Below are 23709 nucleotides of genomic sequence, written 5' to 3' on the forward strand. Positions count from 1 at the left end.
CAATCAGCGATGACGGAGAACACCATGGCACAGGCACTTCTGAAAACGGTGGTCGACAACGATCTGCCACCGGCCAGCCTCAGCGGACAAAAAGTGTTGTCGGTGCAGAAACTGAGCAAAGCCTACGGCGACACTCAGGTGCTGGATCAGGTCAGTTTCGACCTGCACGCCGGTGAGCTGGTGGCGGTGATTGGCCGCTCTGGCGCGGGTAAATCGACCCTGCTGCACATGCTCAACGGCACGATTGAAGCGACTTCCGGCGCGATTATCAGTCTGCATCATGGCGAAGCGGATCGTAACGTGGTTACGCTCAACAGCCGCCAGTTGCGCGAATGGCGCAGCCAGTGCGGCATGATCTTTCAGGATTTCTGTCTGGTGCCACGCCTCGACGTGCTGACCAACGTGCTGCTGGGCCGTCTGAGCCAGACCGGCACGCTGAAATCCTTCTTTAAAATCTTCTCCGACAATGACCGGGCGCACGCCATCGAACTGCTGCAGTGGATGAACATGCTGCCGCAGGCGCTGCAGCGGGCGGAAAACCTCTCTGGCGGTCAGATGCAGCGTGTGGCGATCTGCCGTGCCCTGATGCAGAACCCCAAAATCCTGCTGGCCGATGAGCCGGTGGCGTCACTCGATCCCAAAAATACCAAGCGCATCATGGATGTGCTGCGTCAGGTCAGCGAGCAGGGCATCAGCGTGATGGTCAACCTGCACTCGATTGAGCTGGTGAAAAGCTACTGCACCCGGGTGATTGGCATTCAGCGCGGCGTGGTGCTGTTTGACGGCCATCCTTCAGGACTGACCGACAACCTGCTGCACCAGCTGTACGGCGATGAACTTAACCAAATCCATTAACTTCCACAGCAAGAGAACAACCCCGAATGAAACTGACTTCTTTAGCACTCCTGACCAGTGTAATGGCGTTTGGTGTCAGCGCAGCGGATGCGCCGAAACAGCTTAATCTGGGGATTCTGGGCGGTCAGAACGCCACCCAGCAGATTGGCGATAATCAGTGTGTGAAGACCTTCTTTGATAAAGAGCTGGGTGTGGATACCCAGATGCGCAACGCCTCCGACTACTCTGGCGTGATTCAGGGTCTGCTGGGTGGCAAGATTGATATGGTGCTGAGCATGTCGCCAGCCTCGTTTGCGTCGGTCTACATTCAGGACCCGAAAGCGGTGGATGTGGTTGGCATTGTGGTGGATGACAAAGATCAGTCACGTGGCTACCACTCGGTGGTGATTGTTAAAGCGGACAGCCCGTACAAAAAGCTGGAAGACCTGAAAGGGAAATCATTCGGTATGGCCGATCCCGACTCGACGTCCGGCTTCCTGATGCCGAACCAGGCGTTTAAGAAGATGTTCGGCGGCTCAGTGGATGACAAATATAACAACACCTTCTCCAGCGTCACCTTCTCCGGCGGCCATGAGCATGACATTCTGGGCGTGCTGAATAACCAGTTTGATGGCGCAGTGACCTGGACCTCACTGGTCGGTGACTACAACAGCGGCTATACCTCTGGCGCGTTTGGCCGTCTGATCCGCATGGACCATCCTGATCTGATGAAGCAGATCCGCATTATCTGGCAGTCACCGCTGATCCCCAACGGTCCGGTGCTGGTCAGCAACAAGCTGCCCGCTGACTTTAAAGCGAAAGTGGTGTCGGCGATTAAAAAGCTGGATAAGGAAGATCACGCCTGCTTCGTGAAAGCGGTGGGCGGCGAGCAGCACATCGGTCAGGCGACGGTTGCCGATTATAAGAACATCATCGATATGAAGCGCGACCTGATGAAAGGCAGCCGCGGCTAAATCCAGCTACTTCTTATCTTCTCCGCTCAGGCGGGGAAAGCGGGGCGCGGCAAACTTGCCCGCGTCCCGCTGCTTTAGCGCCGGAGATCCCCTTTGACCGAATTCGAACACTACTACCAACGCATCCGCCGCCAGCAGAAACGAGACACGCTGCTCTGGTCACTGCTGCTGGTGGCACTCTACCTGGCGGCGGGCAGGGTGGCAGAATTTAATCTGCTTACCGTCTGGCAGTCGCTGCCGCACTTCTTTGACTACCTGCACGAAATTCTGCCGGTGCTGCATCTGCCGCTGCTCTTTGCCGACGGCAAGACCGAAGGCTCGCTGGCTTACTGGGGCTACCGTCTGCCGATCCAGCTGCCGCTGATCTGGGAAACACTACAACTGGCGCTGGCTTCGACGCTGGTGGCGGTGGCACTGGCCGCGATGCTGGCCTTTTTCGCCGCCGACAATACTCAGACGCCGGTCAGCGTGCGGATGACGATTCGCGCCTTTGTCGCCTTCCTGCGCACCATGCCGGAGCTGGCGTGGGCGGTGATGTTTGTGATGGCCTTTGGCATCGGGGCGATCCCCGGTTTTCTGGCGCTGGCGCTGCACACCGTGGGCAGCCTGACCAAGCTGTTTTACGAGGCGATTGAATCGGCGTCAGATAAGCCGGTACGCGGCCTGGCGGCCTGCGGAGCCAGCAAACTGCAGCGGATGCGCTTCGCTTTCTGGCCACAGGTTAAGCCGGTCTTTCTCTCCTACAGCTTTATGCGACTGGAAATTAACTTCCGCTCCTCAACCATCCTTGGGCTGGTCGGCGCAGGCGGCATCGGCCAGGAGCTGATGACCAACATCAAACTGGACCGCTACGATCAGGTCAGTATTACGCTGCTGCTGATCCTGATTGTGGTGTCGCTGCTGGATACGCTCTCCGGCCAGCTTCGTCGCCGTGTGACAGGAGACAGGACATGATAAGCACCGTTCCCGATATCGCGCTAATGAAGCAGCAGCATCGTGAACTCTTCGCCGCACAGCCGCGCTATCTGCGTCGCCTGGCGCTGATGACACTGGCGGTACTGCTCTATTACCTCTTTTTCTTTTCGGTGTTTGGTCTGGAGTGGTCGCGCCTGCTGATGGGCTGCCAGCAGCTGGGGCGCTATTTCCTGCGGATGTTTGTCTGGCACGACTTCCTGAACTGGCCGTTTGGCTACTATCTGTCGCAGGTCGGCATCACCTTAGGGATTGTCTTTGCCGGCACGCTGACTGCCTCGCTGCTGGCGCTGCCGCTGTCGTTTCTGGCGGCGCGCAACGTGATGCACAGCCGAACCGCGAAACCGCTGGCGTTTCTGATGCGCCGTCTGTTTGACGTGTTGCGCGGTATCGACATGGCGATCTGGGGGCTGATCTTCGTCCGGGCGGTCGGCATGGGGCCGCTGGCCGGGGTGCTGGCGATTATCCTGCAGGATGTCGGTCTGCTCGGCAAACTCTACGCCGAAGGGCACGAGGCGGTGGAGCGTTCACCGGGTCGCGGACTGGGCGCCGTCGGCGCCAACAGCCTGCAGAAACACCGCTTCGGCATCTTCACCCAGTCATTCCCGCAGTTTCTGGCGCTGAGCCTTTACCAGATAGAATCCAATACCCGCTCAGCGGCGGTGCTGGGCTTTGTCGGTGCCGGGGGCGTCGGTCTGGTTTACGCTGAGAATATGCGCCTGTGGAACTGGGATGTGGTGATGTTCCTGACGCTGATTCTGGTGGTGGTAGTGATGGTGATGGATGTGATCTCCAGCCGCCTGCGCAAGCGCTACATCAGTGGGAAGCCGGTGCCGTTGTGGCAGCCTGCTGGGCGCGATTAAGCCGTTCGCTGCGCTGCCAGGCCCGCTGTAACGCCTGCACCAGCTGTGCCTGCTGCCAGGGCTTCGCCAGCCGTTCGCACAGCGGCAGCGTCACCGGCTGATGGCGCAGGTCCTGACCGCTGATGAGCAGCGTCGCCAGCTGCGGCCAGTTCTGCTGCGCCTGGCGGATCACATCCGCGCCGTTAATCTCGCCGGGCAGCATCAGGTCGCTGATCAGCAGGTCGATATCGGGTGTCTGGCGCAGCAGCGCCAGCGCCTCTTCACCGTCACCACACTCCAGCGTCAGATAACCCAGCTGATGCAGATGCTCACAGAGCGTCTGGCGCACCGCCGGTTCATCATCCAGCACCAGCACCAGCCGGTTACTGGCCGCCGCAATGTCCGTCTCAATGTGCACAGGCGATGGCGGGGCGATCACTGCGGCGACGGCGGCTTCCGGTGCACGTGGCAACAGCAGCCGCACCGTGGTGCCCTGGCCTGGCGCGGTTTCCAGTTCGATCTGGCCGCCTGACTGCCGTACAAAACCATAGACCATCGACAGGCCCAGCCCGCTGCCGCTGCCGGTAGCTTTGGTGGTGAAAAAAGGCTCAAACACCTGCTCACGAACCCCGGCCGACATGCCGCAGCCGTGGTCTATCACCTCGATTGTGACCCTGTCACGCTTTTCATCCCCCTCCAGACGACGCTGATTCCAGATGCGCAGCCGGATTTCACCGCTTTGCTGATGCATCGCATCGCGGGCATTCACCACCAGATTCATCAGCGCATTTTCCAGCTGGCTGGCATCAATCCAGGCGGGCCAGCCGGGACGCTGCGCATCAATAATCAGCTGCTGACCGGGCAGCAGCGAGTGCTGCAGCAGCCCCTGCAGGTTATCCACCAGCGTCACCACCGACACCGCACGGGGATAGAGAGCCTGCTTGCGTGAGAACGCCAGCAGCCGCTGGGTCAGTTGGGCAGCGCGGTCGGCCGCCTGCCGCGCCCGATCAATCCGGCTGGCCAGCGGGCCGGGCGTCAGCTGGCCTTCGGTCAGTGCCAGACTGCCGATAATCACCGCCAGCAGATTGTTAAAGTCGTGTGCCAGTCCGCCGGTCAGCTGGCCGACCGCCTTCATTTTCTGGCTGTGCTGCAGCGCCTCCTCCAGCGTTTTACGCGAGGTCCGGTCCAGCACGGTATTGACCATGCCGCGCCGCGGGATTGGGCTGAAGCGCAGCTCCAGCGTACGACCATCGGCCAGCCGGATCTCCTGCGGTTCACCGGGATCGTGCAGATCCACCGCCAGCGGCGCCAGCAGTTGCTGCCAGGGAACGCCACGATGCAGCTCATGCGGCGCGATGCCGAGCAGCTCCGCATACTGGGCGTTCCACACCACCAGCTGCCCGTTGTTATCAAACAGCGCAAAGCCGTCGCGCATCGCCAGAAAGGTGGACTCCAGCTGATTACTCTTCTCTTTCAGCAGTCGTGAGGTGTGAGCCAGCGAGGCGGTATTACGCGCAAAGACGTTAAACGCCCGCGCCAGCTCGCCCAGCTCGTCGCGGCGTTGCAGCCCTGGCACGCTGACGTTCTGCTCGCCCTGCGCCAGCCGCGTCATGGCTCCGGCAATCGCCGTCAGGCTCGACCCGAGATTGCGATAGATGTAGATACCGGCATAGCCGGTGATTGCCAGCGCCAGCAGCGCAAACAGCGCGATAAAGCCGATGATGGAATCCAGCTCACGGTGGGTCGCCAGGGTGCGCGCCTCACTCTGTAACGCCACCTGCTGCACCGAGGCGCTGATATCTTCATTCAGCATCGCCACCAGCGCTTTAATCCGGTAGGTGGCATAGGCGATCGCCAGGTCGCTCTGCTCCAGCGCCTCTGCCAGCGGCAGCAGGCGCTGCTGGGTGGCCAGCAGTCGCTGCACGTTTTCGCCGGTCACGCCCGTCAGCGGCACGTTGCGCCACTGCGCCATCACCTGCTGGAGCTGTTCGATGACGGCGATGGGCGAGGGTGTGCGGATTGCGATGGTGATCAGCCGTTCGGTTTGCTCCCGCAGCGCGGCATCCGGCAGCGTCCGCTGTTCCCGCTGTACCAGCTGGTCGATATGGCTGAGCAGAATCTGCGTCTGCCACAGGTCGCTCAGCATGTTGTTGCGCTGCAGATGACGCTGGTGACCGGTCAGCAGCAGGCTGTTAATCGTCTGTTCCAGCATCAGGCTGCGGGCGCGGATCCGGGCGATGCGCTCCGGCTGACGTGCCGCCAGCGGCGCACTGGCCAGCAGGCTCAGCGACTGCTGCAACGCCTGCTGATTCTGCTGCAACCGCTGTGATTCGCTCTGATACTCCAGCGCGCCCACCACCTGTGACAGCCGCACTGCCGCTGTCGCCACGTTGGCGGTATCCCGCGCCAGCGCCAGGCTGCCGTTCATGTCGGCCAGGGTCTGCGCCTGTGCCTGCTCCTGAATCGCCCCGGCATGACGAAAGCCGAAGATCGCCACCACGCTGACCATCAGCGTGACCGACACCACCAGCAGATTGAACAGCAACAGGCGTCCACGTGCCCCGGCCTGCCACGGATAAGTGCGCTGCATCCCACGACCTCTTATTCACTGCAACGATGGGCCGAGTATAGGAGCGTGCAGGCGGGCGTTTATGACAAATATGAACGGGCGCTGACATTTTCCGTTTATCTGGCGTTGCTTTACTGACGGCTATCCACAGTCCGCAGGAGCGAGGCGATGACAGCCACACCGATACTGGAAATGCGGGGAATTACCCGGCGCTTCGGCAGCTTTTATGCCCTGAAGGGCGTCGATCTCACGGTTTATCCCGGTGAGGTCCACGCGCTGATGGGGGAGAACGGCGCGGGTAAAAGCACACTGATGAAGATTCTGGCCGGTGCCTATACCGCCAGCAGCGGGGAAATTTTAATTGAAGGCAAGCCCTGGGCGCTGAAAGGGCCGAAAGAGGCTCTGGCCGCCGGGATCACCCTGATTTATCAGGAGATCAACCTGGCACCCAACCTGACGGTGGCGGAGAACATTTTTCTCGGCAGCGAAATCGCGCCCGGCGGGCTGGTCAGGCGGCGGCAGATGGCCGAAGAGGCGCAGCGGGTCATTGACCGGCTCGGCGCGCAGTTCAGCGCCTGGGATCTGGTCAGCCGTCTGAGCATCGCCGAGCAGCAGCAGGTGGAGATCGCCCGCGCGCTGCAGCGCAACAGCCGCATTCTGGTGATGGATGAGCCGACCGCCGCGCTCTCCAACCGCGAAACCGAACAGCTGTTCGCGCTGATCAAACGGCTGCGCAGCGAAGGCATGGCGATCATCTATATCAGCCACCGCATGGCGGAGGTGTATGAGCTGTCCGATCGCGTCAGCGTGCTGCGCGACGGGGAGTATGTGGGCAGCCTGACCCGTGATCAGCTTAACGCCAGCGAACTGGTGCGGATGATGGTCGGACGGCCGCTCAGCGACCTGTTTAACAAAGACCGTGCTATCCCGCTGGGCGATATCCGGCTGGCGGTCAATCACCTTACCGATGGTGGCAAAGTGCATCCCAGCAGTCTTGAAGTGCGGGCCGGAGAGATTGTCGGCCTGGCCGGGCTGGTGGGCGCAGGCCGCAGCGAGCTGGCACAGCTGATTTTTGGCGTGCACAAGCCGAAAGAGGGCGAGATCTGGATCGATGGCGAGAAGGTCACCATCCATTCACCGCGCGATGCAATTGCACGCGGCATCGGTTTCCTCACCGAAAACCGCAAAGAGCAGGGACTGTTTCTGGAGATGGCGGCGCAGGAGAACATCGTGATGGCGACGCTGGAACGTGACGCCAGTTACGGGATGCTGAACCGCCGCAAAGGGCAAACCATCGCCAGTGAGGCGATCGCTTCACTCAATATTCGCGTTCCTCACGCTCAGGTCCGGGCGGGCGGTCTGTCGGGCGGTAACCAGCAGAAGCTGCTGATTTCACGCTGGGTGGCGATTGGCCCGCGCATTCTGATCCTCGATGAACCGACGCGCGGCGTCGATGTCGGGGCGAAAAGCGAGATCTACCGCATGATGCAGGAGATGGCGCGGCAGGGCGTGGCGATTCTGATGATATCCAGCGAACTGCCGGAAGTGGTCGGGATGAGCGACCGCGTTTACGTGATGCACGAAGGCACCATCGTCGGTGAGCTGGAGGGCAGCCACATCAGTCAGGAAAATATTATGACGCTGGCAACCGGTGCGCACAGCGCGTCAGCAGGCGAAATCTAAGGAGACCACCATGACACAACTGGCCCGCACCAAAGCACCGACGCTGAAACGCGCTCTGATGGGCGATCTGCTGCAAACGGTGGGTATCCTGCCGATTTTGATCCTGATCGTGGCGGTATTTGGTTTCGTCACGCCGAACTTCTTCACCGAAGCAAACCTGCTCAACATCACCCGTCAGGCGTCGATTAACATCGTGCTGGCGGCGGGCATGACCTTTGTGATTCTTACCGGCGGCATCGACCTGTCGGTGGGGTCAATGCTGGGGACCACCGCGGTGGTTGCGCTGGTAGCGTCGCTGGATCCGATGCTGGCTTCCATGACCATTCCGATGGCGCTGGGCGCAGGCCTGGTGATGGGGCTGTTCAACGGCATCCTGGTCGCCTGGGCCGGGTTGCCGCCCTTTATCGTCACGCTTGGCACCTACACCGCGCTGCGCGGAGCCGCTTACCTGCTGGCGGATGGCACCACGGTAATCAACTCCGATATTAACTTTGAGTGGATCGGCAACGGCTATCTCGGGCCGGTGCCGTGGCTGATTGTGATTGCCTTTGCAGTGATCGCCATCTGCTGGTTCATCCTGCGCCGCACCACGCTGGGCGTCCATATCTACGCGGTCGGCGGCAATATCCAGGCGGCGCGTCTCACCGGGATCAAGGTCGGAATGGTGCTGCTGTTTGTCTACGGCATGAGCGGCCTGCTGTCGGGGCTGGGCGGTCTGATGAGCGCCTCGCGGCTATACAGCGCCAACGGCAACCTTGGGGTGGGCTATGAGCTGGATGCGATTGCGGCGGTGATCCTCGGCGGTACCAGCTTTGTCGGCGGCATCGGTACCATCACCGGCACCCTGATTGGTGCACTGATTATCGCCACGCTGAATAACGGCATGACACTGATGGGGGTCTCCTACTTCTGGCAGCTGGTAATCAAGGGCGCGGTCATCATCATCGCGGTCCTGATCGACAAATACCGTACCCGTCATCATGTGAGTTGAGTCTTAAAAGGGCGGATGTGCCATTTCACCTCCGCCACCTAAAAAACGCCATTAAGTGGTTGGCACCTTGAAAACAGCAGGAGAAGGTCTATGCGTTTTAATCCGATTGTAACCGGGCTGCTGGCGGCGACGCTGTTCAGTACCGGCCTGGCTCAGGCAAAAGAACTCAAATCTATCGGCGTAACGGTCGGCGATCTGGCAAACCCCTTCTTCGTGCAGATCACCAAAGGCGCAGAGATGAAGGCGCGTCAGCTGGCGGGCGATAAGGTGAATGTGACGCTGGTCTCGAGCGGCTACGATCTCGGTCAGCAGGTGGGCCAGATTGATAACTTTATTGCGGCCAAAGTCGACATGATTATCCTCAACGCCGCGGACTCCAAAGGGATCGCCCCGGCGGTGAAGCGGGCGCGTGATGCCGGTATTGTAGTGGTGGCGGTCGACGTGGCGGCCGATGGCGCGAATGCGACCATCACCTCCGATAACACCGAGGCGGGCGCGATGGCCTGTAAATATATTGCTGACCGCCTGAAGAACAAGGGCAACGTGGTGATCATCAACGGACCACCGGTCTCTGCAGTGCAGAACCGCGTTGAAGGCTGCATGACCGAACTGAAAACCCATCCTGACATCAAGCTGCTCTCATACAACCAGAACGCCAAAGGCAGTCGTGAAGGCGGACTGGAAGTCATGACCGGTCTGCTCTCTGCCAATCCAAAAATTGATGCGGTGTTTGCCATCAATGACCCGACAGCGATTGGCGCAGACTTAGCGGCGAAACAGGCGCAGCGCAGTGAGTTCTTTATCGTTGGCGTCGATGGCTCGCCGGACGGTGAAGAGGCGCTGAAGCGCAAGAATTCACTGTTCGTCGCGACGCCTGCGCAGGACCCGCAGGTCATGGCAGCCAAAGCGGTCGAGATTGGTTATGACATTCTGCAGGGCAAACCGGCACCGGACAAACCGGTGCTGATCCCGGTGAAACTGATCGATCGTAATAATATCGGCAGCTATCAGGGCTGGACGGTGAAATAAGCTTTAGTGCGGCACCTTAAGGGTGCCGCACTCAGGAGGCCACCATGCAACGTTCAGAGGTTAATTATTACCTGCAACATACGCGCGAGTTTTTCCGACAGCAGGATGTGCATCTGCCGCCGTGGGCCGATTTCGATGTGAGCCAGTGGCGGGCTCAGGATCGTGAGGTCGCGCAGGAGATTCTGGCGTTGCGGCTGGGATGGGATCTCACCAGTTTTGGCGCGACTGATTTTCTGCAGACCGGGCTGACACTGTTTACCCTGCGCAACGGTTCACCAAACGGGCAGCCGTGGCATAAACCCTACGCCGAGAAAATAATGCACGTGCGGGAAGGGCAGCAGACGCCGATGCACTACCATCCGCGCAAGATGGAAGACATCATTAATCGCGGCGGCGGAAATTTGATTGTCGAACTGCATAACCGCAACGGTGACGGGCTGGCTGACTCGCTGGTGGCGGTTTCGCTGGATGGCCTGCGCCAGACCCATGCCGCCGGTTCACAGCTACGGCTCTCACCGGGTGAAAGCGTGACGCTGGAGGCGGGCATCTGGCACAGTTTCTGGGGTGAAAGTGGCTTCGGCGACGTGCTGGTGGGCGAGGTGTCGATGCCCAACGATGACGAAAACGACAATGTGTTTCTGACGCCGCTGGCTCGTTTCAACCCACTGGAGGAGGATGAAGCGCCGCGCTGGCTGCTGTGTAATGATTACGCGCACTGGCTATCCTGAGCGCGTCAGGCCTAATCAGGCAATCTGACTGGCACGCGTTGTCGAATCGGGTTTCACCACATCGGCCGAAAAGACATAACCCAGTCCGCGAATGGTGCGGATCAGGTCGGGCTGGTGCGGGTTGGTTTCGATTTTACGGCGCAGCCGCATGATCAGCACATCGATGGTGCGGTCAAACACGTCGAGACTTTCGCTATGGGTCAGCTCCAGCAACTGATCGCGGGTCAGCACTTTTCGGGCGTGGCGAACCAGCGCGCGTAACAGGCTATATTCCCCCTGGGTCAGCGGCACCAGCTCGCGCTGCGGATTAAACAGCTGGCAGCGGCCATCATCCAGTTGCCAGCCGCCAAAACGCCAGCCCTCCTGTTCAGGGTCGGCCTGCGCTATGCGTCCGCTGCGACGCAGGGCCGCCCGGGTTCTCGCTACTACCACGCGTGGATTAAAGGGTTTGGCGATGTAATCATCTGCGCCCATCTCAAGGCCCACCACCATCTCCGCTTCAGAACCCATACCGGTCAGCATAATCACCAGCACTTCGGGTCGCTCACGCTGAAGCTGCTGCAACACCAGTAGCCCGTTGGTATCGGGCAGCATCATATCCAGCATCACCAGCGAGATTTCCGGGTGTTCGCCGAGCATCGATAGCGCCTCGCGTCCCTGATGACAGCGGTAGACCGTTAACAGATGTTCACTTAACGCATCCTGCAAGACGTCGCAGACTGCAGGATCATCATCCACCACCAAAATTGCTGGCTTCATTGCGCGGCCTCAATGTTACGAAAGAGTTAATTCAGGAGTCTACACAGGCCAGAAAAGGTTGCTGAGGCAGCGTGCTGAAACGTGACCAGCTTCGCCTGTGAGAGTGCGGAAGCGTGCGCTGGCGCAGAGTTTTTCGGGGCTGCCTGTTTGCCGCAGGAAAACGATTGCGCGGCATCGGTGCATTGCACCATAATCGCGCCTCGTTTTGGTTCGGAATTCTCTTAGGCGTACCCGGCTCTGCCAGGTAATCGATTGCGTCGGTAGATGGCATGGCAATTGCTTTGGGCAGTGGGTAAGTCAGGGATTTCAGGCGATTCTGGCACGCAAGTATGCAGCGGCCGGCATCAGTGTCCCGGAAACAGAATAATCAGCATGCAAACCCCTTTGGCAAGTGAGACTGATGTCTCCTGTATCGAGAGATGATGATGTTAGAAAAACTATTCAAACTCAAAGCGCATAACACGACGGTTCGTACTGAGATTATCGCCGGGATCACCACCTTCCTGGCGATGGCTTATATTCTGTTTGTGAACCCAAGCATTCTGGGCGCGACCGGCATGGACAAGGGCGCGGTATTTGTCGCCACCTGTCTGGCGGCGGCGATTGGCTGCGTGCTGATGGGGCTGATCGCCAACTATCCGATTGCGCTGGCTCCGGGTATGGGACTGAACGCCTTTTTCACCTATACCGTTGTGTTGCACATGGGCTACACGTGGCAGATTGCGCTGGGCGCGGTGTTTCTCTCGGCGGTGATTTTCTTCGCGATGTCGCTATTTAAGATTCGTGAATGGATTATTGCCAGTATTCCGCTGCCGCTGCGCGCCGGGATTGGTGCCGGTATCGGCCTTTTTCTGGCACTGATTGCGCTGGAAGGGGCAGGCATCGTGGTCGATAACCCGGCAACGCTGGTGGGCATTGGCGATCTGACTAAACCGGGTCCGCTGCTGGCGATGCTCGGCTTTGTGGTTATCGTGGTACTGGAAGCACGTCGGGTTACGGGCGCAGTGCTGATCGGTATTCTGCTGGTGACCTTTATCTCCATGGGCATTGGTCTGTCGCCCTTTGCCGGGGTCTTCTCTGCACCGCCGTCGATTGCACCGACCTTTATGCAGCTGGATATTGCCGGCGCGTTTAACGTCGGCCTGATCAGCGTGATTTTTGCCTTCCTGTTTGTTGACGTGTTTGATAACACGGGCACGCTGCTGGGTGTGACCAAACGCGCCGGTCTGGCGGATGAGCAGGGTAACGTGCCGAAGATGGGCCGTGCGCTGATTGCTGACAGTGCGGCTGCGCTGTTTGGTTCGCTGCTCGGCACCTCGACCACTACCAGTTATGTGGAATCGGCGGCGGGCGTGAGTGCCGGGGGCCGTACCGGCCTGACCGCGATTGTGGTCGCCGTGCTGTTCCTGCTGGCCCTGTTTTTCTCGCCGCTGGCCTCCAGTGTTCCGGTTTATGCCACTGCGCCTGCGTTGCTGTTTGTGGCGGTGCTGATGGCATCGGGCCTCGCAGAGATTGACTGGAAAGATATCACCACCGCCGCGCCGGTCACCGTGACCGCGCTGACCATGCCGCTGACCTATTCGATCGCCAACGGCATCGCGTTTGGTTTTATTACCTGGACGCTGGTGAAGTTGCTGAGCGGACGTGCGAAAGAGGTGAATGCGGCGCTGGTTATCCTGTCGATTCTGTTTGTGATTAAGCTGGGATGGTTGAGTGCTTAGTTGTTGCCTGGCGGCAGGGAAGGTCGCTTAGCAGCGGGCGGATTTCGCTGTGCAGCGGGCTGGCTATGAGCGGGTTTCGCATGGCTGCGGGCTGGCACACTGAGTAAGTTTCGCCTGGCAGCGGGCTTGCTATGAGCAGGTTACGCCCGCCTGGGCGATGGAGCGTTTCAGATCACTTACCGCGCGTTAGCACTGAGCGGGTTTCGCCCGCCAGGCGATGGGGAGTTTCAGGTTGCCCGTGCAGGCGGACGCGTCAAGGGGCGGACGCCCGCCCCTTAACAATCCCGGCGTCCGGCTGCCTGCGCGCCCCGCGTAGCGGGGTACCCTCGTCACGCCCTGCGGCCGACGGACCGTCCGGACTCGCCATCCCTGGCTCGTACCGTCCTTTCGCCGACGTCCTGTCGGCTCATCCTGGCCTGCGGTTGTTCCTCAGCGCTGCGGACGCCTCTGGGAAACCCCTGCCGGTGGGTTTGTCACCCGGACTGGCTGGGTTCAGGCCGCTGAAAGCGTGGAAAGATTCATAAGGTTTCGCTTTGCAGCGGGCTTGCACTGAGCGGTTTCGCCTGCAAGGCGACGAGGATTTTCAGGTCCTTTAGCAGCGCGTTAGCACTGAGCGGGTTTCGCCCGCCAGACGTATGGGAGTTTCAGATCACTTAGCAGCACGTTAACACTGAGCGGGTATCGTCTGTCAGGCTATGGGGTTGGCGGTATCTGATACACTGCGCAACATTGCAATAGAGCGCATATGGCGGAGTTGTTGTTATTCACGGCTGTTCTCGTTTGTGCGTTTAAATTATAAAAGCATTTCACTTGTGGCGTTTGTTGTTACTCGCTACTCCATTTCAGCGGTGTATTTAATTCCATTATTTCTCACATCATGGCTATCAAAAATCCGGGGCTCCACTGTACGCCAACTCCAGGGTGCATTTCCCTGATGTTAAAAAAAGAGGAGTTTCACACATACTTAGCGTTGACAGGATCTCTGAGCGTTTTTGTTAGTTCAGGTAAGCTGATTTTAATGTTGAGCTGACGGAGCTGACGGAGCTGACGGAAAGTTTTATTACGCTAAATCAGTGTTATTCAAATGCCTGTTTTAGCTGTGAATTAACCCGTGATAATTGCTGTTCTCGCCTGTTTTATAAGCCTGCTGCCAGGAGAGAAGAGATATTAAGGCGTGGTTGAATTTAGTCGCCGCCATCTCCTCCGTCACCACCGTTACCTCCCGCACCGCCGTCACCTCCCGTGCTGCCACCATTCCCTCCGTTCCCCCCTGCGCCACCAGCACTACCATTGCTGCCATTCCCTCCATTTCCACCGTTTCCGCCATCTCCCCCCATACTGCCGCTTCCTCCATTCCCGCCATTGCCTCCGGCCTGGCCATTCTGTCCAGCACCTCCGTTCCCGCCATTTCCACCGCTTCCTCCCAGGCCGCCATTTCCGCCATCACCGCCATTGGCTCCGGCACCACCGTTTCCTCCTGACCCTCCATTTCCTCCGATACCTCCGTTTCCCCCTCGTCCTCCATTTTCACCCGGACCGCCATTGGCCCCGGCACCGCCGTTCTGACCCGGTCCGCCATCAGAACCTGCAGCGGCATCAATGAGAATGACATTATGGTGTGAACTCAACATATCCGTTTTGTACTCAGCATGCGCATACGGAATGATGATTAGCGAAGCTAACAAAGTGATTGTTTTCATTTGAAAATCCTTTTCAGAAAACTTTCTCCACCGGTCCCTCCGTTACCGCCTGCGCCACCCGCACCGCCTGCGCCACCCGCACCGCCTGCGCCACCCGCACCGCCTGCGCCGCCCGCACCACCTTCGCCGCCCGCACCACCTGCGCCGCCCGCACCACCTGCGCCGTCCGCACCGCCTTTACTTGATGTATCGGGATTATCGGCACTCCCACTATTGCCGCCATTGCCGCCATTGCCGCCATTGCCGCCATTACCTCCTTTTCCTCCGTTAGTACCTTCTCCCGGAACGCCTCCTTTGCCTCCCGCGCCTCCGTTTTCACCATTGCCTTGTTGTCCGTCTTTACCTGCTGAGGGCTGGAGGGAGGTATTTGAGGATGAAGTATTCATGTCGCTGGCAGTCTGAGCCAGGGAGTAAAACGGACATGCCACTGTCAGTACGGTGGCTAAAAATAATGGGTAACTTCTGGTAAGTTTCATGTGCTGTTCCTGTGCTAACAGTGATAATGCTCCTGCTATAACGGTTACAAACAGGAGCTTTTTAGTTAATGGACGCCAGACTATCAGTCTCCGCCGCCATCACCGCCGCCATCACCGCCGCCATCACCGCCACCATCACCTCCTCCATTACCACCGCCGTTGCCTGCATCATTTCCGTTACCGTCACCACTCCCGTTAGCATTCCCGGTGCCGTTATTACTGTTATTACCCTGATCAGAACCGTTGCCGTTTTTACTGCCGTTATCATTATTGGAATTATTACCATTCTGGCTGGCGTTAGCGGCGCCATTACCATCACTTCCGCCAGCACCTCCGGCGCCGCCAACACCTCCGGCACCACCTTGCCCGCCTAACGCTCCTCCTGCACCCCCCGCGCCACCTGCGCCGCCGGCACCTCCCGCACCAGTAAGAATGAAGGAAGATTTAGAGGTATTGACGTCAATGTTTGCTGCACTGATATCAAATTGTCTGGCCATACCCTGAGCGGAGTAGAATAAAACCATACTCGCTAACACAGTCATATTTTTAACTTTCACAATGAATCCTCTTTAAGTGAGTAATTAAATTTATTATCTGCGCTGCCAAAGGTATGTTAATTTTCCTCAAATAATTCTTGTCACTCTTCCTCCGTTTTGGAGTTTCTTTATGCGTCCTTTATTTTATTTTATGTGAAAGGCGGGAATACATTGCCAGTATGTGGCACTAATTTTAAGAAATAGCTTCTACAGTCTGCTGTTATTTATATTGCACAGCAATTATGGAGTGACAAGCTCAATAATGATGTTTTTTGTTGCTGTGTATGTTTTTATATTTCGTCTGCAATATGCTTCAGTTATGTTACGCTTTTAATTTCATCTGTTACTGCAGCTGATGCGCGAGTCAGGCAAATCTATTTCTCTCTGCGATTGCCCGGGCTATCCGTTCGTATCAAGGGCTGATGATGGAGAGTTTATTCGTGATGCATATCAGACCAGGGCTATCGTGCAGACGGGCACGCTCATCAACGCACTCAGCGCGTTTTCTGCCTGAAGGCTGGATTGCTACGGCCGGGCTGAAGCATCCTTATGCCGGTCTGTTCTGCCATATTCATCGTACTAATAAAGCATTCATATCCTGCGAGACGTCACAGAACCGGCCCGCGTTTAAAGTGATCTACAGAAGTTCCTGACGTTATTTATAATTATAATTTATGTATTCCTGATTTTTATTGCGGTATTTTTTGCATGCGAAAAGCATCCAGGTTGTAGCAGCCTTAAAAGCCGCGCCTGCAAGGGTTAAATGAAATTTTTATGACATGCAAACCAGTGTAGCGTAACGCAGTAATAAGTTAAGACAACGGTATGCATAAGGGTTCTGATTGTTTATAACGCACAAAAAAACGATTTCTGGTTGAACTGGAAAGCATCAAAGCCTGACAAATTTATGAGTTTTTGTGATGCTTTGCAGCGGTGCCATTAATTCTGGTTAATATTATTTATGTGATAAATATTCATTGAAGTTAAAAAAAGAGATGCCGATAGATCTATATCGCCGCCCCCCTTCAAGGAATTTTAATGAAAATCTCTACGCGCCTCGGTTCCGGATTTGGCACGTTAATCATCTTTTTCTCCATATGTATCGTTGTCGCTATTCACTCTTTATATCAGGCTAAAAGCACGCTTGAGTCAGTTGTTCAGGGTGATATGAAAAAAACAAAATTAATCAATGAACTTACCCTGGCGCAGCGCGATATGGCGATAACCGTCAGGAATTTATCACTCTTTTCAGATCAGGCTCTTATCCAGGAGCAGTCTGATCGTCTGGTTAAACTGAAGGCTAAATTTGCAGCCAGCAGGGATCAACTGAATACGATGATCAGCCAGTCTGGCGATACGGAAGAATATAAAGCCTTTGCGAAGATCAGTGACAGCGAGAAAAATGCTCTGGATGCCTTCAGTAACACCGTTCCGCTGGCACTGGCTAAAAACAGTGATATCACCGTTAAGTATCTGTTGGAAAAAGTCAGACCCGCACAGGTTCCGCTGCTTGAAGGTCTTACCCTGATGAGTGAAATCCTGGCAAAGCAGTCGGATGACTCAGTTAATCAAAATGCGAAAAATACCGAAAGAGCCTACATCATCCTGGTGACGCTTTTAGTTGCGGCTATTTTGTTCGGCACGGGCACCAGCATCTATCTTATTCGTAAACTCATGAGCGAGCTTGGCGATGAACCGAGTACAGCGCGGAAGCTTGCTTATGCGATCACCAATGGGGATCTGACCACACCGGTTAGCTTGAAGAAAAATGACACTCTCAGTCTCATGGCCTCTTTAAACAGCATGCAGGTTCGGTTACGGGATATCGTTTCAGAAATTAAATCAGGCTCTTCTTCAGTCGCCCTTTCTGCGAATGAGATTTCTGAAGGAAACAATGAGCTTGCATCCCGCACTGAACAGCAGGCCGCTGCCTTGCAGGAAACGGCTGCGAGTATGGAACAGCTCACCGCTACGGTACAAAATAACAGCAAAACTGCCAGGGACACAGCCAACTCAGCGAGAGATACCGCCTCGATTGCAAAACGAGGGGAAACGGACGTCAAACGAATGTCAGATACGATGAGTGATATTTCAAAAAGCGCGTCTAAAGTCAGAGATATCACCGCCGTCATCGAAAGCATCGCATTCCAGACTAATATTCTTGCCCTGAACGCAGCCGTTGAAGCGGCACGAGCGGGAGAGACGGGAAGGGGCTTCGCTGTCGTCGCGTCTGAAGTCAGAACGCTTGCACAACGTAGTGCGACTGCCGCAAAAGATATTAAAGCGTTAATAGAGCAGGCTGTCGGACAGGTTGAATGCGGCGTCACTGTTGCCAGTGATACGGGTTTGAGTATTCTCAAAGTCGTGCATTTAGTGGATGAACTGGCTGAATCCATGGATGCTATTGCGCTGTCGTCGGCTGAACAGATGCAGGGGATTTCTCAGGTGAGTATTGCAGTCAGCCAGATGGATGGGGTGACGCAAAATAACTCTGCTCTGGTAGAAGAATCATCAAGTGCTTCTCAGTCTCTCTCTGAGCAAGCGCAGTCTCTCAGGCTGATTGTAGAGACCTTTAAAGTATAAATTATCCCGGCGCTGACATGCGCATTGGGTAAATTCCAAAGCAAGAGGCCGGTACTGCCTGTCAGCAGTACCGGCCTTATTCCTCGCATCAGCCGGCTAACACTTACCTGAAAGGCGGCTCATTAAAGGTACGCAACTTACGCGAATGCAGCTTATCGCCCTCGGCGCGCAGCAGCTCAACAGCGTGAATACCAATCTGCAGATGCTCCGAAATCGCCCCTTCATAGAAACGGTTCGCCTGACCGGGCAGCTTAATCTCACCGTGCAGCGGCTTGTCTGAAACGCACAGCAGCGTGCCATATGGCACCCGGAAACGATAACCCTGTGCGGCAATAGTGGCGCTTTCCATATCGACCGCCACCGCACGGCTCAGGTTAAAGCGCAGTGCCGAAGCGGAGTAGCGCAGTTCCCAGTTGCGGTCGTCCGTGGTCACCACGGTGCCGGTACGCAACCGCTGCTTCACCTCTTCGCCTGGCATGCCGCTCACTGATTTGGTGGCGTCATACAGCGCGCGCTGCACTTCGGCAATGCTGGGTACCGGGATATCAGGCGGCAGCACGCTGTCCAGCACGTGATCGTCGCGCAGATAGGCATGGGCCAGCACATAATCACCAATCCGCTGGCTCTCGCGCAGACCGCCACAGTGACCAATCATCAGCCACGCATGTGGACGCATCACCGCCAGATGATCGCAGATGGTTTTGGCATTCGACGGGCCAACACCAATATTAATCAGCGTAATACCACGACGATTCGGCGAGGTGAGATGCCAGGCGGGCATCTGGTGCTTCTTCCACGCCAGATCCGAGAGCATCGACTCACTGTCAGCGGTGTCGGCGGTCAGCACCACATCGCCCGCGCAGGCCAGGCTGTCGTAAGGGGTACTGGGATCGCGCACCTGCTCGATCGCCCAGCGCACAAACTCATCAACATAACGGGTGTAGTTGGTGAACAGCACAAATGGCTGGAAGTGCTCTACGCTGGTGCCGGTGTAGTGACGCAGGCGGGCCAGCGAGAAGTCGGTTCGCAGCGCGTCGAAGTGCGACAGAGGGGATTTTGCATCGGCGTGGAACAGGCCATCGGCGGTCTCATCGCCAATCTGCGACAGCTCGGTGGTCGGGAAGTGGCGCGCAATACCGGCGCTCATGGTGCGATCCAGTGACAGGTCGGAACCGTCGATCACGTAAGGATAGGGGATCTCCTGGCTGGAGGGCCCCACGTCGATCTCCAGCTGATACTCCTTCTCCAGCATCTGAAGCTGTTCCGAAATATAGTGGCGCAGCAATGCCGGGCGGGTGATGGTGGTGCTGTAACTGCCGGTGTGGGTGAAGCGTCCCCAGGCACGCGTGCGGTTCTGCTGCGGACCGTCGCCGCGCCAGGTGATGCGCAGCTCCGGGTAAACAAATAGTCCCTGCGCCCGTGCGGTGGCATCGGGCAGCGTGCCGTTTTCGGTAAAGGCTTTAATCGCCTCGCGCAGCGCATCAACGGCGCCATCGTACAGGCGTTCGAGTTCATCCAGCGCCTGCTGGCTGGTCAGGTTTTTCCGTAGTGTCGGCATGGTTTCTCCTTCCATTTTTTTCCGCAATTTGCCCCAAGCTTAGCGGGTTTGTTGCGGAGATTGTTGAAGAATCTGTGATCGCCGTTTTTTTGCGCCAGCGAAGCGGGAATTCTGAGCAGTGCTGTTTTAAGTGAAGATCTGCTGCACTGAAAAACAGTAAGAAAATCTTTACTATCAGAAGGGGTGGTTCGCCACGTTTGAATGCGTTACCAATGAGGAGATGGCGGAAAAAACCGCCAGCAGCAAAGCATGGCCAACCGATCATAACGTCAGGGAAATAATCAGGTTTGCTACAGCGGGCGGGGCAGTGAGGCAGATTGTGCCGTGGCGGCATTAAAAAGTTTGTAACCATGATTAATTTGCACCGGAAAGACTTTGCATATTTCCCTGCCCACTATCATCATTAGAACTCCTGTCCAGTCTCTTCTGATTTGGTAATCCTTTGCAAAATCCCGGCGTAGCAGTGATGCAGGCGATCAAGCGCACGGCGTGGTACCCGAAACGCCGTTCGTATCGCACGCTCTACTGGCGTGAGATATCGCCATTAGCAGTGCCTATCTTTTTCGAGAACGCCTGTGTGCTATTGATGGGCGTACTGAGCACCTTCCTGGTCAGCTGGCTGGGTAAAGAGGCGATGGCGGGCGTCGGCCTGGCCGACAGCTTCAACATGGTGATCATCTCGTTCTTTGCTGCCATCGATCTTGGTACCACGGTGGTGGTGGCGTTCAGTCTGGCAAAACGCAACGGCAAGCGCGCCCGTGCCGCCACGCGTCAGTCGCTGGCCATGATGACGATACTCGCCTTTGTGCTGGTGATCGCCATTGAGTTCTGGGGTCATCTGATCGTCGATGCGATTGCCGGTGCCGCCGATCCAAAAGTCAAAGCGCTGGCGCTGAGCTATCTGCAGACTTCCGCCTGGAGCTATCCGGCCGCCGCTATCACCCTGATTGGCAGCGGGGCGCTGCGTGGTGCAGGTAATACCAAAATTCCGATGCTGATTAACGGCGGCATGAACATCCTCAACATCATCATCAGTAGCGTGCTGATTTATGGCTGCTTCTCGTGGGACGGTTTAGGGTTTATCGGTGCCGGGCTCGGACTGACCATCACCCGCTATATCGGGGCGATCGCGGTGATTTACGTGCTGATGATCGGCTTTAACGCCTCACTGAAAATTACGCTGTCGAGCTATTTCCGGCGCTGGAACAGCAGCATTCTGATGGAAGTTTTAGGAATAGGCGTGCCTGCCAGTATCGAGTCGGTGCTGTTCAACGGCGGCAAACTACTGACACAGGTGTTTGTTGCCGGAATGGGCACCAGCGAGATTGCCGGTAATTTTATCGCTTTTTCTATCGCCTCACTGATCAACCTGCCAGGCAATGCGCTGGGTTCGGCTTCAACGATTATCACCGGTACCCGTCTGGGCAGGAATCAGGTGTTCCAGGCGGAACGCCAGGTGCGACACGTCTTCTGGCTGGCGACGGTCTGCCTGACCGTGATGGCCCTGCTGACGGTGCCGCTGGCCGGGTTGCTGGCACGGTTTTATACCAGCGACCCGGAAGTGATTAACGTGACGAAGCAGCTGATCTGGCTTAACGCGCTGTTTATGCCGTTATGGGCCGCTTCCTGGGTGCTACCTGCCGGTCTCAAGGGCGCACGCGATGCGCGTTACACCATGTATGTGTCGATGTTCAGCATGTGGGGCGCCCGCGTGGTGGTCGGCTACCTGCTCGGTATTGAACTGGGGATGGGCGTGACCGGTGTCTGGCTGGGGATGTTCCTCGACTGGACGGTGCGTGGCATCTTCTTCTGGTGGCGACTTAACAGCGGCAAGTGGCTCAACCGCTATCGAAAAATGATCGCGAAAACCGGTTAGCGCGTTGTTAACGCCTTTCCCCCGCCGTGGGGAAAGGCGTCATACCTCTTTCAGCACCATTAAAAATAACATCTCCGTCACATCTCCAGACCTTCGAACCGAATTTCAGACAGTTGCACAAAGCCAGTCTTCTCAGACAGGGTTAGCGTAATGCCTGCTGCGCAATGATGCAGACACTACTTATCAAGGTGACCCTATGATCCGTCTGAAAACGGCGCTGGCACTCCTGCCGCTGCTGTGTAGCGCCCCGTTATGGGCGACAACCTTTGTCTATGTCTCCAATGCTGAATCCGGCACCGTTTCCCGCTATCAGCTCAGCGAGGCGAATGGCAGCCTGCAATGGCGTGGCGATACGCCTGCCGGTAAAAAGATTATGCCGCTGGCGGCCAGCCCGGATGGTAAACGGCTCTATGGTGCGCTGCGGAGTCCGCCTTATTCGATCATCAGCTGGCGCGTCTCGGGTTCGCATGTTGATTTGCAGAAACTGGCGGTGACACCGGTTGTAGCCAGCTTTCCGTGGATCACCACTGACAGAAGTGGGCGCTATCTGCTGGCCGCCTCCTATGACAGCGATATCGTCACCAGCAACCGGATTGATGACAAAGGCATTGTGACACCCCAGGTCACGGGCGAGGTGAAAACCGGGCCGCATGCCCACTCGGTGATTACCGACGTCAGCAATCATTCCCTCTACGTCGGCAACCTTGGCGCGGATCGCGTGCTGCAATATGCCTTTGCTGATAATGGCGCGATAACGCCGCTGGGAACCGGATTTGTTCAGGGCGAGAAGAACAGCGGCGCACGACATTCGGTGATTTCGCCCGACAATCGCTTCCTCTATAACCTCGCGGAGATGAGCGGCACCATTACGCAGTTCCGGCGCGCGGCGGATGGGTCGCTGACGGAGCTGAAAACCTGGCCGAATGCGGTGGCGAAGAAATATAACCTGCAGCATGGCGAGCAGCGCCCGGCGGGCTACAGCGATCCCACGCCGCGCATCTGGGCGGCAGACATTAAAATCACCCCGGACGGGCAATTTATCTATGTCACCGAGCGCACCTCCAGCACCGTCAGCGGCTACCGGGTTGATAAACAGTCGGGTGAGTTAACACTTATCGGCAGCTGGCCGGTTGAAAAACAGCCGCGCAGTATTGCGATTGATGCGCAGGGTAAATGGCTGATCGTCAGCGGGGAGAAGAGCGCGGTGATTGGCAGTTACGCTATCGATTCCGCCAGCGGTGAACTCAAACGGGTTGCTGAAGCCCCGGCTGGTAAAGGCGCGAACTGGGTGACGCTGATAAGGCAGTAACCGTTTTGAGCCGCTGGCGTATGGCACTGGCTAAACAGATGCGGGCTGCTTATGCCATTTCCGGCATAAGCAGCGCAGAAATTTTTGCTTCTGATCGGGCGTGTAAGCGGGTTTACTCAGGGCATCAACTGATGCGGAGAGCCTGAGATGAAACAGAAACTGATAGCCTGGTTTGAACAGCTGCTGAGCGGCCCTGTGGCGAGTGACCGTGTGCATGATATTAACGTGGAACTGCTGCTGCCGCTGAGCCAGCTGTATGGACTGGAATATTATCCGGCAGTGCATCGCTACCATGAAAAATAATGGTTGTTGTATGTTGTCTGGTTAAAGGCCCGCTACGTTGCGGGCCTTTTTGCATCTGTATTGCGCTGGTCATTTCAGCCAGCAGGCTTCACCACGAAAAACAGCAACATCATTATTTTTTATCCCACTTAATGCCCCAGCGTCGTTATATGAATGAGTAATCCGGCGCGGATCTATATTCATCAGTGCACGTCTTAACATCTATTCCCTTAACACTCGTAAATGACCTCCGCACATAGAAAGTGGCTAAGTCATTACAAATTTGG

20 protein-coding genes are annotated in these 23709 nt (G+C 56.9%); 14 read left to right on the forward strand and 6 right to left on the reverse strand.

Features of this window, described 5'->3' with window-relative positions; all coding sequences use genetic code 11:
* The first annotated feature begins 24 nt into the window (after positions 1-24).
* The 4 genes from phnC (at position 25) to phnE (HFD94_RS03920) (ending at position 3643) form a co-directional block, all read left to right on the forward strand.
* Positions 25-855, forward strand: a complete 831-nt coding sequence (phnC, locus tag HFD94_RS03905) for a phosphonate ABC transporter ATP-binding protein (RefSeq protein ID WP_045140231.1) — start codon at positions 25-27, stop codon at positions 853-855.
* Between the two features lie 26 nt (positions 856-881).
* A complete protein-coding gene (phnD, locus tag HFD94_RS03910) occupies positions 882-1808 on the forward strand; it encodes a phosphonate ABC transporter substrate-binding protein (protein ID WP_167432771.1) in 927 nt (308 codons plus the stop codon).
* 93 nt (positions 1809-1901) lie between these two features.
* A complete protein-coding gene (gene phnE / locus HFD94_RS03915) occupies positions 1902-2762 on the forward strand; it encodes a phosphonate ABC transporter, permease protein PhnE (RefSeq protein ID WP_064703644.1) in 861 nt (286 codons plus the stop codon).
* Positions 2759-3643, forward strand: a complete 885-nt coding sequence (gene phnE, locus HFD94_RS03920; RefSeq protein ID WP_167432772.1) for a phosphonate ABC transporter, permease protein PhnE — start codon at positions 2759-2761, stop codon at positions 3641-3643. Before phnE (HFD94_RS03915) ends, phnE (HFD94_RS03920) begins: the two co-directional genes overlap by 4 nt.
* Here the strand turns inward: phnE (HFD94_RS03920) and HFD94_RS03925 are convergent.
* Positions 3597-6212: an ATP-binding protein gene (locus HFD94_RS03925; RefSeq protein WP_167432773.1), complete on the reverse strand. Its 2616-nt coding sequence runs from the start codon at positions 6210-6212 to the stop codon at positions 3597-3599. The genes phnE (HFD94_RS03920) and HFD94_RS03925 overlap by 47 nt on opposite strands.
* A gap of 147 nt (positions 6213-6359) precedes the next feature.
* Between HFD94_RS03925 and HFD94_RS03930 the strand changes: the two genes are divergently transcribed.
* From HFD94_RS03930 to HFD94_RS03945, 4 genes are all read left to right on the forward strand, one after another.
* Entirely contained in the window at positions 6360-7874 is a 1515-nt protein-coding gene (locus HFD94_RS03930; RefSeq protein WP_033758244.1) for a sugar ABC transporter ATP-binding protein, read from the forward strand.
* A gap of 10 nt (positions 7875-7884) precedes the next feature.
* The gene (locus HFD94_RS03935) at positions 7885-8865 is read left to right on the forward strand and encodes a ribose ABC transporter permease (protein ID WP_010670880.1); all 981 of its coding nucleotides are present in this window, start codon (positions 7885-7887) and stop codon (positions 8863-8865) included.
* A 90-nt stretch (positions 8866-8955) separates the two neighbouring features.
* Positions 8956-9894, forward strand: a complete 939-nt coding sequence (locus tag HFD94_RS03940) for an ABC transporter substrate-binding protein (RefSeq protein WP_010247755.1) — start codon at positions 8956-8958, stop codon at positions 9892-9894.
* Between the two features lie 44 nt (positions 9895-9938).
* Positions 9939-10622: a D-lyxose/D-mannose family sugar isomerase gene (locus HFD94_RS03945; RefSeq protein WP_167432774.1), complete on the forward strand. Its 684-nt coding sequence runs from the start codon at positions 9939-9941 to the stop codon at positions 10620-10622.
* Between the two features lie 15 nt (positions 10623-10637).
* Here the strand turns inward: HFD94_RS03945 and HFD94_RS03950 are convergent, their stop codons facing one another.
* Entirely contained in the window at positions 10638-11381 is a 744-nt protein-coding gene (locus HFD94_RS03950; RefSeq protein ID WP_167432775.1) for a response regulator, read from the reverse strand.
* 422 nt (positions 11382-11803) lie between these two features.
* On the opposite strand from HFD94_RS03950, the gene HFD94_RS03955 reads away from it, so the two are divergent.
* Complete coding sequence (locus HFD94_RS03955; protein WP_212685931.1) at positions 11804-13102, forward strand: NCS2 family permease; 1299 nt, start codon at positions 11804-11806, stop codon at positions 13100-13102.
* Positions 13103-14195: 1093 nt separating this feature from the next.
* Here HFD94_RS03955 and HFD94_RS03960 read toward each other — a convergent pair.
* Both HFD94_RS03960 and HFD94_RS03965 read right to left on the reverse strand, forming a co-directional pair.
* Positions 14196-14714, reverse strand: coding sequence for a hypothetical protein (locus HFD94_RS03960; RefSeq protein ID WP_167432776.1), 519 nt, complete (start codon positions 14712-14714; stop codon positions 14196-14198).
* A gap of 101 nt (positions 14715-14815) precedes the next feature.
* A complete protein-coding gene (locus tag HFD94_RS03965) occupies positions 14816-15052 on the reverse strand; it encodes a hypothetical protein (protein ID WP_167432777.1) in 237 nt (78 codons plus the stop codon).
* A gap of 294 nt (positions 15053-15346) precedes the next feature.
* Between HFD94_RS03965 and HFD94_RS03970 the strand changes: the two genes are divergently transcribed.
* Together HFD94_RS03970 and HFD94_RS03975 are read left to right on the forward strand one after the other, a co-directional pair.
* Entirely contained in the window at positions 15347-15652 is a 306-nt protein-coding gene (locus HFD94_RS03970) for a hypothetical protein (RefSeq protein WP_163636823.1), read from the forward strand.
* A gap of 1200 nt (positions 15653-16852) precedes the next feature.
* On the forward strand, positions 16853-18397 hold the full coding sequence (locus HFD94_RS03975) for a methyl-accepting chemotaxis protein (protein WP_022625462.1): 1545 nt from the start codon (positions 16853-16855) through the stop codon (positions 18395-18397).
* 103 nt (positions 18398-18500) lie between these two features.
* On the opposite strand, the gene HFD94_RS03980 is transcribed toward HFD94_RS03975, so the two are convergent.
* Together HFD94_RS03980 and HFD94_RS03985 are read right to left on the reverse strand one after the other, a co-directional pair.
* Positions 18501-19955 (reverse strand): AMP nucleosidase, encoded by a 1455-nt coding sequence (locus tag HFD94_RS03980; protein WP_010670874.1) that lies wholly within the window; start codon positions 19953-19955, stop codon positions 18501-18503.
* Positions 19909-20307, reverse strand: a complete 399-nt coding sequence (locus HFD94_RS03985; RefSeq protein ID WP_148037974.1) for a hypothetical protein — start codon at positions 20305-20307, stop codon at positions 19909-19911. The genes HFD94_RS03980 and HFD94_RS03985 overlap by 47 nt, the downstream gene beginning before the upstream one ends.
* 114 nt (positions 20308-20421) lie before the next feature.
* On the opposite strand from HFD94_RS03985, the gene HFD94_RS03990 reads away from it, so the two are divergent.
* From HFD94_RS03990 to HFD94_RS04000, 3 genes are all read left to right on the forward strand, one after another.
* Positions 20422-21831, forward strand: a complete 1410-nt coding sequence (locus HFD94_RS03990) for an EmmdR/YeeO family multidrug/toxin efflux MATE transporter (RefSeq protein WP_022625464.1) — start codon at positions 20422-20424, stop codon at positions 21829-21831.
* Positions 21832-22027: 196 nt separating this feature from the next.
* A complete protein-coding gene (locus HFD94_RS03995; protein ID WP_122888743.1) occupies positions 22028-23140 on the forward strand; it encodes a beta-propeller fold lactonase family protein in 1113 nt (370 codons plus the stop codon).
* 147 nt (positions 23141-23287) lie between these two features.
* Positions 23288-23443, forward strand: a complete 156-nt coding sequence (locus tag HFD94_RS04000; protein ID WP_010247735.1) for a hypothetical protein — start codon at positions 23288-23290, stop codon at positions 23441-23443.
* The last annotated feature ends 266 nt before the right edge of the window (positions 23444-23709 follow it).

This window comes from Pantoea sp. EKM20T (genome assembly GCF_011800485.1).
GTDB classification, from domain to species: domain Bacteria; phylum Pseudomonadota; class Gammaproteobacteria; order Enterobacterales; family Enterobacteriaceae; genus Pantoea; species Pantoea agglomerans.

Bases quoted from the DNA above. Each gene is read 5' to 3' on its own strand.
- HFD94_RS03945 (WP_167432774.1), top strand. From the start codon at position 9,939: ATGCAACGTTCAGAGGTTAATTATTACCTGCAACATACGCGCGAGTTT.
- phnE (WP_167432772.1), top strand. From the start codon at position 2,759: ATGATAAGCACCGTTCCCGATATCGCGCTAATGAAGCAGCAGCATCGT.
- HFD94_RS03930 (WP_033758244.1), top strand. From the start codon at position 6,360: ATGACAGCCACACCGATACTGGAAATGCGGGGAATTACCCGGCGCTTC.
- HFD94_RS03925 (WP_167432773.1), bottom strand. From the start codon at position 6,212: ATGCAGCGCACTTATCCGTGGCAGGCCGGGGCACGTGGACGCCTGTTG.
- HFD94_RS03935 (WP_010670880.1), top strand. From the start codon at position 7,885: ATGACACAACTGGCCCGCACCAAAGCACCGACGCTGAAACGCGCTCTG.
- phnC (WP_045140231.1), top strand. From the start codon at position 25: ATGGCACAGGCACTTCTGAAAACGGTGGTCGACAACGATCTGCCACCG.
- HFD94_RS03965 (WP_167432777.1), bottom strand. From the start codon at position 15,052: ATGGCGGCAATGGCGGCAATGGCGGCAATGGCGGCAATAGTGGGAGTG.
- HFD94_RS03960 (WP_167432776.1), bottom strand. From the start codon at position 14,714: ATGTCATTCTCATTGATGCCGCTGCAGGTTCTGATGGCGGACCGGGTC.
- HFD94_RS03970 (WP_163636823.1), top strand. From the start codon at position 15,347: ATGGACGCCAGACTATCAGTCTCCGCCGCCATCACCGCCGCCATCACC.
- HFD94_RS03980 (WP_010670874.1), bottom strand. From the start codon at position 19,955: ATGCCGACACTACGGAAAAACCTGACCAGCCAGCAGGCGCTGGATGAA.
- HFD94_RS03955 (WP_212685931.1), top strand. From the start codon at position 11,804: ATGATGTTAGAAAAACTATTCAAACTCAAAGCGCATAACACGACGGTT.
- HFD94_RS03950 (WP_167432775.1), bottom strand. From the start codon at position 11,381: ATGAAGCCAGCAATTTTGGTGGTGGATGATGATCCTGCAGTCTGCGAC.
- HFD94_RS03985 (WP_148037974.1), bottom strand. From the start codon at position 20,307: ATGGTTACAAACTTTTTAATGCCGCCACGGCACAATCTGCCTCACTGC.
- HFD94_RS03995 (WP_122888743.1), top strand. From the start codon at position 22,028: ATGATCCGTCTGAAAACGGCGCTGGCACTCCTGCCGCTGCTGTGTAGC.
- HFD94_RS03975 (WP_022625462.1), top strand. From the start codon at position 16,853: ATGAAAATCTCTACGCGCCTCGGTTCCGGATTTGGCACGTTAATCATC.
- HFD94_RS03940 (WP_010247755.1), top strand. From the start codon at position 8,956: ATGCGTTTTAATCCGATTGTAACCGGGCTGCTGGCGGCGACGCTGTTC.
- phnD (WP_167432771.1), top strand. From the start codon at position 882: ATGAAACTGACTTCTTTAGCACTCCTGACCAGTGTAATGGCGTTTGGT.
- HFD94_RS03990 (WP_022625464.1), top strand. From the start codon at position 20,422: ATGCAGGCGATCAAGCGCACGGCGTGGTACCCGAAACGCCGTTCGTAT.
- HFD94_RS04000 (WP_010247735.1), top strand. From the start codon at position 23,288: ATGAAACAGAAACTGATAGCCTGGTTTGAACAGCTGCTGAGCGGCCCT.